This is a genomic window from Pseudoflavonifractor sp. An44, from assembly GCF_002161675.1.
Classification (GTDB): Bacteria; Bacillota; Clostridia; order Oscillospirales; family Oscillospiraceae; genus Enterenecus; species Enterenecus faecium.
Genome location: NZ_NFIH01000008.1, coordinates 39390 through 51796 on the forward strand (window position 1 = coordinate 39390; position 12407 = coordinate 51796).

Below are 12407 nucleotides of genomic sequence, written 5' to 3' on the forward strand. Positions count from 1 at the left end.
GGAGCGTCCCCACCAGGCTGGCAAGCCTGAGACTGGGAACGTATCAAGATACCTGGCCGATTGCCCAGCAACAACAAATAGAAAGGTCGTGCACTCCATGGCGGAACTCACCCCCATGATGAAACAATATATCAAAATGAAGCAGGACAATCCCGATTGCCTGCTTTTCTTCCGGTTGGGGGACTTTTACGAGATGTTCCAGGACGACGCCAAGATCGGCGCCCAGGAGCTGGGCCTCACCCTCACCACCCGGGACCGCAACAAGCCGGAGGAGGAGCGCACCCCCATGTGCGGGGTACCCTACCACTCCGCCCAGAACTACATCGCCCGACTCATCAAGCGGGGCTATAAGGTGGCCATCTGCGAGCAGATGGAGGACCCCGCCACCGCCAAGGGCCTGGTGGAGCGGGACATCGTGCGCATCGTCACCCCCGGCACCGCCATGGACGACGTGATGCTGGACGAGAACAACAACAACTACATCTGCTGCGTGTACCTGGACGGGGACCGGGCAGGTATGGCGGTGTGCGACGTGTCCACCGGACAGTTCCACACCACCCCCTTCTCCGGCACCGACTGGCTGCCCCACCTGTGCAACCAGCTCTCCGCCTGTCCCCCCAGCGAGGCCATTCTCTCCCCCCAGGCCGCCGCCCAGCGGGAACTGGTGGAATTCTTGCGCCAGCGGCTGGACTGCCTGTGCCAGACGGGAACCGAAGAGCAGTTTGACCCCCAGGCTGCCGGGTCCGCCCTGGAGGTGTGCGGGCTGTGGGAGACGGGGGCTCCGCTGCCGGAGCACGACCTGGCCTGTTACCAGGCGGCGGGGGCTCTGGCCGGGTACCTGACCCAGACCCAGAAGACCGACCTCACCCACCTGGGCCCCCTGGTGGTGGAGCAGCCCGACCAGCGGCTGTACATGGAGCTGGACCTCACCGCCCGGCGCAACCTGGAGCTCACCGAGACCATGCGCAGCAAGGACAAGAAGGGCTCCCTCCTCTGGGTGCTGGACCGCACCCGCACCCCCATGGGCCACCGGATGATTCGCGCCTGGCTGGAGCGCCCCTTGCGCTCCCCCCTGGCCATCACCCGCCGTCAGGACGGGGTGGCCGCCCTGGTGGACAATCTGGTGGCCCGGGAAGAGCTGAGCCACGCCCTGCGCCAGGTGCCCGACCTGGAACGACTCATCGGCAAGGTGGGCTACGGCTCTGCCAACGCCCGGGATATGAAGGCCCTGGCCCAGGGCCTTGGGATGCTCCCCGCCCTGGCCGCCCAGCTGGAAGCCCTCACCGGCCGGGCCATGGAGGGCATCAAGGACGGCATGCTGGGCCTGGAGGACCTGCAACAGGCCATTGATGGGGCCATCCGGGACGAGGACGACGACCACCGCCTCCCCTTCACCATCCGAGAGGGCGACTTCATCCGCCCCGGCTACGACGAGCAGGTGGACCACCTGCGGGACATCCTCACCAACGGGGCGGATATGGTGATTGCTCTGGAGAGCCGGGAGAAGGAGCGCACCGGCATCAAGAGCCTGAAGGTCCGGTATAATAAGGTGTTCGGCTACTACATCGAGGTGTCCAAGTCCAACTACGACCTGGTGCCCGAGGACTACATCCGCAAGCAGACCCTGGTCAACTGTGAGCGGTTCATCACCCCCGAGCTCAAGGACCTGGAGCACGAAATTCTCTCCGCCCAGACCCGCATCACCGCCCTGGAGTACCAGCTGTTCTGCCAGCTGCGGGACACGGTGTCCGCCCGGGTGCGGGAGGTGCAGCGGGCCGCAGGCAGCGTGGCCCAGCTGGACGTGCTCCTCTCCTTTGCCACGGTGGCGGTGGAGCGCAACTACTGCCGCCCGGTGGTGGACGAGAGCGGGGTCATCGACATTCAGGAGGGCCGCCACCCGGTGGTGGAGCACACCCTGAAAGACACCCTTTTCGTGCCCAACGACACCCACATGGACGAAAACGAGCACCGTCTGTCCATCATCACCGGCCCCAACATGGCAGGTAAATCCACCTACATGCGCCAGGTGGCCCTCATTGTGCTCATGGCCCAGATGGGCTGCTATGTCCCCGCCCGCTCCGCCCACATCGGGGTGGTGGACCGGGTGTTCACCCGCATCGGGGCCTCCGATGACCTGGCCGCCGGACAGTCCACCTTCATGGTGGAGATGAGCGAGGTGGCCCAGCTGCTCCAAAACGCCACCCGCCACTCCCTGCTGATTCTGGACGAGATCGGCCGGGGCACCTCCACCTATGACGGCATGTCCATTGCCCGCTCGGTGCTGGAATACTGTGCCGAGGCCAAAAAGCTGGGAGCCAAGACCCTGTTTGCCACCCACTACCACGAGCTCACCGCCGTGGAGCAGGAGCTGGAGGGGGTCCACAACTTCCACATTGCGGTGAAAAAGCGGAAGGACGACATTGTCTTCCTGCGCAAAATTATCCCCGGCGGGGCCGACCAGAGCTATGGCATCGAGGTGGCCAAGCTGGCGGGGGTGCCCAATCCCGTCATTGCCCGGGCCCGGGAAATTCTGGCCCAGCTGGAGAGCCAGGGGGCGGTGGCCCCGGTGGGTGCCGTCTCCGCCCCCGCCCAGGAACAGATGACCCTGGGGGATCTGACGGGAGGCGAGGTGCTGGACACCCTGCGGAACACCGCTGTGGACACCCTCACCCCCATTGAGGCTCTGAACCTGCTCTATCAACTGAAACAAAAGTTATCTTAACGCTGAGAGGCCATGCAGAGTCGTCTGCATGGCCTCTTTTTTGACCATCTCTTTACATGATTCATACCTTTGTCCGATAGCACCATTTGCAGGCTTCCCTTATAATTCCATCTGCGAGAATTGGAATCATTAAGGAGGAAACAATACATATGAAAAAGCGGTACACAAAGCTGGCCAGCGTGGCACTCAGCGCCGCGCTGCTCACGGGGATGTACCCCCTGGCCCTGGCCGCCCAGGAGACCCCCAACACCGCCCTGTGGGGCTCCACCGCAGGCTTTGACGTGGACAGCCTGACCATTCAGCCCGGCGAAACCACTGCATCCATCAACCTCAACTGGTACGCTCCCGACGGCACCAGCGCGGCCCAGATCGCCCTGGGGGATGGCCGGGTGGTGGAGGCCACGGTGTCCGAGCTCACCACCCCCACCAAGGTGGACGAGAGCAAGTACACCGACACAGGCAAGATGGTGTGCAAGGCCACCGTGTCCGGCCTGGAGCCCGGCACCAGCTATGAATACCGCATTTCCAACGACGGGGGCCAGACCTGGTCCCAAGTCTATACCTACACCACCCCCCAGGCGGACAACTTCACCTTCGCCTTCACCAGTGACCCCCAGATCAAAGAGGACCAGTCCCACAACGACGACGGCTGGAACTCCGCCGACGGCTCCAACCAGACCGGATGGGCCAAGATGATGGAGGTGGTGGGCCAGGCCGGGGCCACCCTGATGGTGTCCGCCGGTGACCAGGTGGAGGACCAGAGCTGGGGCAAGTCCAGCGAGTACGAGGCCTTCTTTGCCCCTGAGGAGATGACCTCCATCGCCTACGCCCCCGCCGTGGGCAACCACGACCGCCACTACATGTTCGCCGACCACTTCAACCTGCCCAACCAGATGGAGGTGGCCCAGGACGGCCTGCTGGGCTCCGACACCCTGCTGGAGCAGGTGAAGACCACCTTCCGGGGCCAGAACAGCGGCACCAGCCAGAGCCACGGCAACTACATCCAGGCCACCGCCGAGGAGATTGCTAACCAGAGCAACAGCAACGGTGTCACCCCCAACGCCGACGGTCAGTACGACTTCACCGAGCGCCGGGAGATGGAGACAAAAGGCAACTACTACTATCTCTACAACAACGTGCTCTTTGTCACCCTGAACACCGGGGCCTACCCCGGCGGCAACGACGACCTGGAGGGGGAAAACGGAGACAACGCCAGCGTGCCCAGCGCCACCCGTGACAACTCCGAGGCCGAGGCCATGGTGGAGAACTTCCGCCGCACCCTCACCAGCGCCACCCAGGAGTACGCCGGCCAGTATAACTGGCTCATCGTCACCCACCACAAGTCCACCCAGACCGTGGCCAAGCACGCCGCCGACTCGGACATTGAGAACTACGTGGACGCCGGGTTCGAGACCCTGATGGACGACTTCGACGTGGACTTCGTCCTGGGCGGCCACGACCACGTGTACTCCCGCAGCTATGTGCTCAAGGATGGCCAGCGCAACGCCGAGGCCCTGGACACCTTCTATGACCCCGACGGCACCATCTACCTCACCGGAAACTGTGCCTCTGACATGCAGTACTATACCCCCTTCCAGTCCGTGGACAAGGCCAACAATGTGGACTACCCGGTGCTGGCCAACGGCGAGACCGGCTCTCAGGCCTACCTGGAGGGCAACCTGCCCCTGGGCAACCAGGAGTGGAACCAGGACTACAGCCCCAGCTACGCCCTGTTTGACGTGGAAGGGAACACCATCACCGTGAACGTGTACAACCTCAGCGGGGACAGCGAGGCCCCCGACTCCACCCCCATCGACCACTTCACCGTCACCAAGAACACCGACGGCGGCGCACAGACCCAGGGCGAGGAAAACGGCGACGCCCAGCTGGACATGACCAAGATTGCAGGGTATACCTCCGGGGAGTTCAACGTGGACGGGGGCGTCATGGAGATCATCTCCTACAACGCCGCCACCGGCTGGGCCTACGCCGTCAACGGCCAGTCCGGCCTGCTCACCGCCATCCCCCTCAAGACCCTGGAAGAGAAGGACACCGTGGACCTGCTGGACGGCAACGACATGGACATCAAGGCCATGGTGGAGGAGACTGACCCCACCTTTGCCTATGGGGACATGACCTCGGTGGCCGTCTCCCCCGACGGCTCCACCCTGGCTGCCGCCCTCCAGGCCGCCGGATATGCCGACGCTGGCCGGGTGGCCCTGTTTACCTGCAACGCCGACGGCTCTCTGACCCTGGACAAGCTGGTGGAAGTGGGGGTGCAGCCGGACATGGTCACCTTTGCCGATGACCACACCGTCCTCTCCGCCGACGAGGGCGAGCCCCGCATGGGCTACTCCGCCGACGCCATCGACCCCAAGGGCTCGGTGTCTGTGGTGGATGTGGCCACCGGCACCGCCCAGGTGGTGACCTTCGACACCTTCGATGCCCAGCGGGATCAGCTCACCGCCAACCACATCATCTTGAAGCAGGGCTCCAACCCCTCCACCGACCTGGAGCCGGAGTACATCGCCGTGTCCGGCGGCAAGGCCTACGTGACCTTGCAGGAGGCCAACGCCATCGCCGTGCTGGACCTCACCACCCGCACCTTCACCGGCATCTACTCCTGCGGCTTTGAGGACTACTCCGTCACCCCCGTGGACCTGGACAAGGGGGACGAGGCCTACAACCCCCAGACCTATGAGAACGTGCTGGGCATCCGCATGCCCGACGGCATCGCCGCCTATGAGGTGGACGGGGTCACCTACCTGGTATGCGCCAACGAGGGCGACAGCCGGGAGTGGGGGGACTACCTCAACGAAAACGAGGCCAAGAAGGGCGCCGCCTCCCCCGCTGGCAACATCGCCGAGGGTAAGATCAGCGGCAAAGTGGTGTACTTCGGCGAGGAGAGCAAAACCGAGAGCGCCAAGGGCTATGACGGCCTGGATTCCTCCAAAGACTACCTGTTCGGCGGCCGCTCCTTCACCCTCTACGCCGTGACCGAGAACGGCATTCAAGAGGTGTTCACCAGCGGGGATGACTTTGAGTCCCTCACCGCCCGCTACTTCCCCGACTACTTCAACACCTCCAACGACAACGCCGCCCTGGACGACCGCTCCGGCAAGAAGGGCCCTGAGGCGGAGAGCGTCACCGTGGGCGTGGTGGACGGCAAGACCTACGCCTTTGTGGCTCTGGAGCGCACCGGCGGCGTGATGGTGTACGACGTCACCGCCCCCAGCGCCGTGACCTACGTCAACTATGTCAACTCCCGGGACTTCGGCTCCATCGTCCCCGGCTCTGAGGTGTACGAGGACGGAGAGCTGGACAAGTGGGTCACCGGCGGCGACGTGGCCCCCGAGGGCCTGGCCTTCCTCACCGCCCAGCAGAGCCCCACGGGGCAGCCCATGCTGCTGGCCGCCTGTGAGGTGTCCGGCACCGTGGCGGTGTACGAGCTGACCGGGCAGGAGACGGAGCAGCCTACTCCCTCCCCGGAGGTCACACCTTCCCCCGAGGTGACCGCCACCCCCGCCCCGGAGACCTCCACCAATCCTGAGGCCACCCAGAAGCCGGAGACCGACGTGCCCCAGACCGGGGACACCGCCCAGCTGAGCCTGGTGCTGGGTGTTCTGGTTCTGTCCGCCGCCGGGCTGGCGGCTGTGGTGACGGTGCGTCGTCGGCGCAGCTAAGCCCCTGATAAAACAAGAAAGTACGGTCAGAGAAATCTGGCCGTACTTTTTTCTTTATAGGGAGCTTTCTCCAATTTCTCAGGCCAAACCCAGCGCCCCAGCCGGGGACGCTCCGCTGGGTCAAAGCTTCTGCTGTGCCCAATGGCTCCCCTGTGTAAGGGGAGCTGTCTGCGAAGCAGACTGAGGGGTTGTCGTCTAACCGCCCGTGGTTCAGGCTTGCCAGCCTGGTGGGGACGCTCCCCGCTGGGGGTTTCTTTTGAGCGGGCAAAAGAAACCAAAACCCGCTTAGGGCGTTCCCCCCTAAGGACCTCCCTGGGGTACGAGGCTGGGAATGCGTCGAGTCTAGGTTCGGCCCGTGACCCTTGCTGTGGCTCCTGTTCCTGCCAGCACACCAGGATACCATGGCAGCTGGCCCTATAACTGGGCGGTTTCTATATCCGGGCCTACCCTGGAGAAGCGGCGTTCCCGCCGCCGGGAACCAGGCCGCCGAGCGCTGGAAACAGCAGCTCACCAGGGTAAGGCCCTGGTGAGAGAAGCATAGTTTTGCAGAGAAGCAGGTACATTCTGTAGCATTGCCGTGCTATCTATGTGACCCCACCAAGCCAAGGGCCGAGAAGAGAAGAACGCAGGGGCTCCCAGTACCGCGGGGTGGATTCCACAAGGCGGGGGAAGGCCCCGCCTTTGGCGATTCTTTCCCCGATTTCTCATCGAGGAGAAATCGGGCCCAGCGGAGCGTCCCCGGAAGGGCGCTGGGTTCTACCCAGGAAATTGGAGCAGGACAATCCCTCCGACCCGGCTTGCGCCGTGCCACCTCCCTTTACACAAGGGAGGCTTTTGAAGTAAAAAAGTACGGTCAGCCGAAGCTGACCGTACTTTTTGTAGTTCTAGAGCTTAGCGACGGGTCTGCTTGCGCACCACCACGGCAGTGCTCAGCAGCAGCACGGTGGAGGCCAGGATGGCCACATACACCAGCAGCATAGACTGGTCGCCAGTCTGAGGCACCTTCTCGGGCTTCTCGGTGGCCTGAGGCTTGTCGGTGGTCTCAGGCTTCTGGGAGGCCTCGGGCTTGTCGGTGGTCTCGGGAGCGCCACCGGCGGTGAGGCCGTTCATGGCGTCGCTGAGGGCAGCCACAGCAGCGTTCACGGTAGCCTGGTCGTCCTCGGTGAGGGTCTCGTCGGCCATGACAGCCTGAGCGTTCTGGAGAGCGGTGCGGAAGGCGGCCACGGACTCAGCGGTGTAGCCCTCCAGGTTGATGCCCTCGGCCTTGCCGATCAGGTCTTCCAGGATGGACTTGTCCGCCTTATAGCGCTGGGCCAGGATGGCGTTCAGCAGAGCGTCAGCGGCATCGTCCATCTCGCCCTGCATGGTGTCGCCAGCCTCGGCCAGGATCTTCTCGGCGTCGGCCAGAGCGTCCACCAGCAGCTGCCAGTTGTCGGAGACATACTTGTCTGCGTTGTCCATCATCTGGTTGGCGCGGTCCACCAGGAGCTGGAGAGCTTCGGGGTTGCCCTTGACCCAGTCCAGCATCCACACGGCGTTGAGCAGACGGTCGGTGACCTCGTCCACCTGAGCCTGGGTGTAGGCGGCAGGATCAGCCAGAATGGCCTCGGCGTCGGCCAGAGCCTGCTCATAGTAGGCCTTGGCGCTGTCGATGAGGTTGGAGTAGTCCTCCTTGACGGCCTTGTCATAGACAGCCTTCATCATGGTGGTGTCGGCGGGCTCGTTGGCGGTCCACTTGGCGTACAGGGTGATGTCGGCAGTGACAGCGGTGTCAAAGTCGTAGGCGGTGGTGCAGTTCTCGTCGGTGTACCAGCCGCCGAAGGTGTAGCCCTCCATCACGGGAGCCTCGGGCTGAGCCACGGTCTGGCCATCGGCCACCACCACGGCCTCCACAGCGGAGCCGCCCATGGAGTTGAAGGTCACCTGGTGCTTGGCGGTGGGAGTCACGCCGTTGGCGTAGAACATCACGTCGTCCACCTGACCCACGAAGGAATTGGTCTCAGAGCCGATGCGGGCCACGGGAATGTTGAAGGAGGAGTAGGTGATGCCGGTCTTGCCCATGAACTGGGTGGTGGCGTTCTCGTCGGGGAGGAAGTAACCCACAGCGGCGATCTTCTCACCGTCCACCAGCAGGTAGGTCTTGTTGCCCTCGTTGGTGATGGTCAGCTCCACCCACTCATCGCAGGGCAGGTTGTAGTCGAACTCGTACTCGTACAGCTCACGGGCAAAGCCCAGCTTCCAGGTGCCGTCCTCGTTGGCAATGGCCTTCACGGTGGTCTCGCCGTAGGCGGCGTCGGCTTCCAGAATGATCTGCTCGCCGGAGTTGGAGGTGCTGGCCTTAAACAGACGCAGGGACACGGTGTTCTTGGGGCCCATGACGTCCAGACCGGTGGAGGCGTAGGAGCTGTCCCCGGTGAGGGTCAGGGTGCCGTCGGTGAGGGAGGCACCGTTGAGGGTCAGGTCACGGTCGTTGCCGGAGCGGTCCTGGGTGTCGGTGAAGGAATACTGAGCGTACTCCTGAGTGCCCTCGGCCAGGTCGATGGTGTGATAGGGGTTGGTGTTGGGGGCAGCGCCCAGGGTGGCCACGTCGGCCTTCAGGGTGGCGTAGTCACGGTCCAGGCCGTTGCCGCCGGTGCCCCACATCTTGGTGCCCAGGTAGGGCAGGGCGTCCACAAAGCGGGTGTACAGGTCGGTCTCGTTGATGCCGGCGGCACGGGTGTCAATGTTGTCGTTCCAGATGGCGTAGCAGGCGCCCAGCATCTGGGTGGAGCCGGTGGGGATCATGGTACCGCCCATGTTCTCGGGCTCCCAAGAGTTGTACAGGCTCTGGGAATTCAGCCAGTCGCCGTAGCCGCCCACGCTGCCGTTGCCGCTGGGCACCATGTACAGCTGGCCGTCGATGGTGTTGATGAGGTCGAAGCCCAGGTTGAACATATCCTGGGGTTTGGCCCAGCCGGTGTTCCAGATGTTCATCTGAGCGCCCTGGACGTGCTCGGGGCCGAACTTATAGCCCTCGCCGCCGTTCATGGAGGACAGGCTGCCCCAGACCCGGACCTGACGATGCTTCACGTTCTCGATGTAGTCGATCATCTGGATGAGGAAGTTGCGGTAGGCGGGGTGGCTCTCATAGAACTCGTCGGCACCGATGTGCACGATGGTGTTCTCATCGAAGAGGTCCTCGTCGATGTACTCGTCGTAGATCTCCTTGATGATGTCAATGCCCTCCTGCTGCTTGATATCCACATGATCCACCCAGGGGTGGGCAGTGTCGATCTGGTGGAGCACCAGGTCGGGGCGATTCAGGGAGTACATAATGTAGTTGGTGATGGACAGAGCGTGGGCGGGCACGTCCAGCTCGGGGATAATATCCACGCCCAGGGCACGGGAGTAGTTCATGAACTCCTTGAACTCGGCCTTGGTGTAGTAGTAGTCCTTGGAGGTCAGGCCATCATCGGAGTACTCCAGGCGGTAGCCCTGGTAAGCCTGACGGATGCCATCCTCATCCTCGCCGGCCTTGTAGTAGTCCTCCATGAAGATGAGGTTGTCGCTCAGGTGCACATGGAAGCTGTTCATCTTGTACCAGGCCATGGTCTTGGAGATGGTCTTCAGAGTCTCCATGGAGGTGGGCTTACGGCCCACGTCCAGCATGAAGCCACGGTTCTCAAACTCGGGGTAGTCACAGGCGGTACCCTGGGCGATGGTCAGGTTACCGGACAGCTGCAGGGCCTGGAGCACAGAGCGGGTGCCCCAGTAGGCGCCGGTGGCGTCGTTGGCCTGGATGACCACCTGGTCGGTGACCACCATGTTGTAGGTCTCCTTGTCGAAGCCAGCCTGATCGTGGTACACCAGGCTGATGTCGCCGGCCTTGGGGGTGTCGTTGACGATGGGGAGGGTCAGGCCGAACAGGTCCTTCAGGTCGGCCTGGAGCTCCTTGGCCACGGAGGCGAAGGTGTCGTCGGCCACGATGCGGCTGTCGGCGGTGATGGCATAGGTCAGACCCTTCTGGTCGGCAGCGGAGTACCACTGGGCCAGCTCAGGCACCACGGCGGGCTTGGCGTTGCCCTCGTTGGCGGAGTTGACGCCGGGGATGTCCAGCTCCACAGTGGCAGAGCCACAGGTGGTGGTGTCGTTCTTGTCACGCACAGTGACGGAGATCTCCACGGTGGTATCCACCAGGGGGGTGTGGATGGCGCCGGAGGCATCCACCACCTGCTCATAGTTGCAGCCCCAGGTGGCGGTGTACTTCTCGGGCACCTCGCCGGTCATGACCACCTTGCCGTCCTGAATCTGGATGCTCTGGGCCAGAGTCTCAGCGGTGTTGGCGGGGGTGACCACGATCTCAGACTCCTCCTGGTACACCTCAAACTCATACATAGCCACGTTGTTCCAGTAGGTGCTGCTGTACTTCTCCACCCAAACCCGGACATAGCGGGCCTCTACGGGGGCATCGAAGTTCACGGTCTGGATGGGAGCGCCGCTGGTCAGCTTGCCCTCAAAGGTCTTCTGGGTGGTCCACTGCTCACCGTCCATGGAGGTCTGCACATACCACTTGTCGGGGTTGTTGCTCTCCCAGTAGAGAATGACGCTGCCCACCATGTAGGTGTTGCCCAGGTTGTAGGTGATGGTGGGGTTCTTCACGCCGATGTCGGTGGCCCAACGGGAGCTCTTGGAGGTCTTGTCGCCGTCACGAGCCTTGTCAGCGGTGAAGGAGGTGCCGCTCTCCACGTTGGTGGCGGAGGCGATCACGCCGTTCTGACGAGCGATGTTGGTGCCCTCGGGGAGCTTCACCACATCGCTGCCAGCATCCTCGGGCATGTGGCCGTACACCTCAAACTCCCGCACACCCACGTTGTACCATTTGGACACAGCCTCGCCGTACTGGGTCACACGCAGACGCACATACTGAGCGGTGACAGCCTCAGCCAGTTGGTGCTCGGGCTCCAGAGTACCATCGGCAGACTCCACAAACACCTGCTGGGTCCAGTCGGTGCCGTTGGTGGAGGTCTCGATGTAGTAGGTCTGGATGTTGGTCTTTTCCCAGAACACCTTGAAGCCGGTGATGGTGCGCTCCTCGCCCAGGTTCAGCTGGAGCCAGCGCTCGGTGGTACCCTTTCCATCGTTGTTGGTACCCCAGCGGGAGGCCTCATCATAGTTGCCATCGATGGTGGCGGAGGGGGGGAACTGGTCGGTCTCGGTGTCGGAGGCAGTGGCGGTGACGCCGCTCAGGCGGGCCAGGTTGCCGATGACGGGGACCACCTCATCGTTGCCGTACACCTCGAACTCACGCACGCCCACGTTCCACCAGTTGGACACGGACTGGCCGTACTTGGTGACGCTCAGACGCACATAGCGGGCCACCACAGCGTTCTCCAGCTGGTGCTCCACCTCACGGGCGGCAGCAGCGCCGGTGACCACCACCTGCTGGGTCCACTCAGAGCCATCGGTGGAGGTCTCAATGGTGTAGTCCTGGATGTTGGTCTTCTCCCAGAATACCTTAAAGCTGTCGATGGAGTACCGGGCGCCCAGGTCCAGCTGGAGCCAGCGCTCGGTGGTGCCCTTGCCATCGTTGTTGGTTCCCCAGCGGGAGGTATCCTCATAGTTGCCGTCAATGGTGGCAGAGGGGGGGAACTTGTCGGTCTCGGTGTCGGAGGCAGTGGCTACCACGCCGTCCAGGCGGGCCAGATTCACATTGTCCGCCTTGGGCTGAGCTGCCGCCGATGCGGCCAGACCGCTGGTGAGCATCACAGCTGCCAACAGTGCGGCCAGTCCGCGCTTCAGGGACTTCTTCATACGTTACACCTCTTCCTTCTTGTCTTCTCTTGTACTTAGGGCAAGCTTCGCCGGATGTGTTCCGCCCAAAAAAGAATAACCACACGCCCACTGCCTCAATCTGAAGGTCCCATCACCCATTCCTCTCGTCCGAAGCAGTGACACATGTGGTTATGCCTGATTGAACAGTAACATCCCAATGGCCGACAGTTCCACCCCCAGTGGGGAAACCG

General features: G+C 63.1%; 3 protein-coding genes. 2 read left to right on the plus strand and 1 reads right to left on the minus strand.

All coding sequences use genetic code 11. The features are described from left to right. The first annotated feature begins 97 nt into the window (after positions 1-97). A complete protein-coding gene (gene mutS, locus B5F98_RS05345; protein WP_087370149.1) occupies positions 98-2722 on the plus strand; it encodes a DNA mismatch repair protein MutS in 2625 nt (874 codons plus the stop codon). Between the two features lie 149 nt (positions 2723-2871). After that, a complete protein-coding gene (locus tag B5F98_RS05350) occupies positions 2872-6405 on the plus strand; it encodes a choice-of-anchor I family protein (RefSeq protein ID WP_087370151.1) in 3534 nt (1177 codons plus the stop codon). A gap of 891 nt (positions 6406-7296) precedes the next feature. Here B5F98_RS05350 and B5F98_RS05355 read toward each other — a convergent pair. Then, positions 7297-12195 carry a discoidin domain-containing protein gene (locus B5F98_RS05355; protein WP_087370153.1) on the minus strand — a complete coding sequence of 1633 codons (4899 nt, stop codon included), beginning with the start codon at positions 12193-12195 and terminating at the stop codon, positions 7297-7299. Positions 12196-12407: the final 212 nt, after the last annotated feature.

What these genes read in the sequence shown, in the direction of transcription:
- B5F98_RS05355 (WP_087370153.1), bottom strand. Translation starts at nt 12,195, where the DNA reads ATGAAGAAGTCCCTGAAGCGCGGACTGGCCGCACTGTTGGCAGCTGTG.
- B5F98_RS05350 (WP_087370151.1), top strand. Translation starts at nt 2,872, where the DNA reads ATGAAAAAGCGGTACACAAAGCTGGCCAGCGTGGCACTCAGCGCCGCG.
- mutS (WP_087370149.1), top strand. Translation starts at nt 98, where the DNA reads ATGGCGGAACTCACCCCCATGATGAAACAATATATCAAAATGAAGCAG.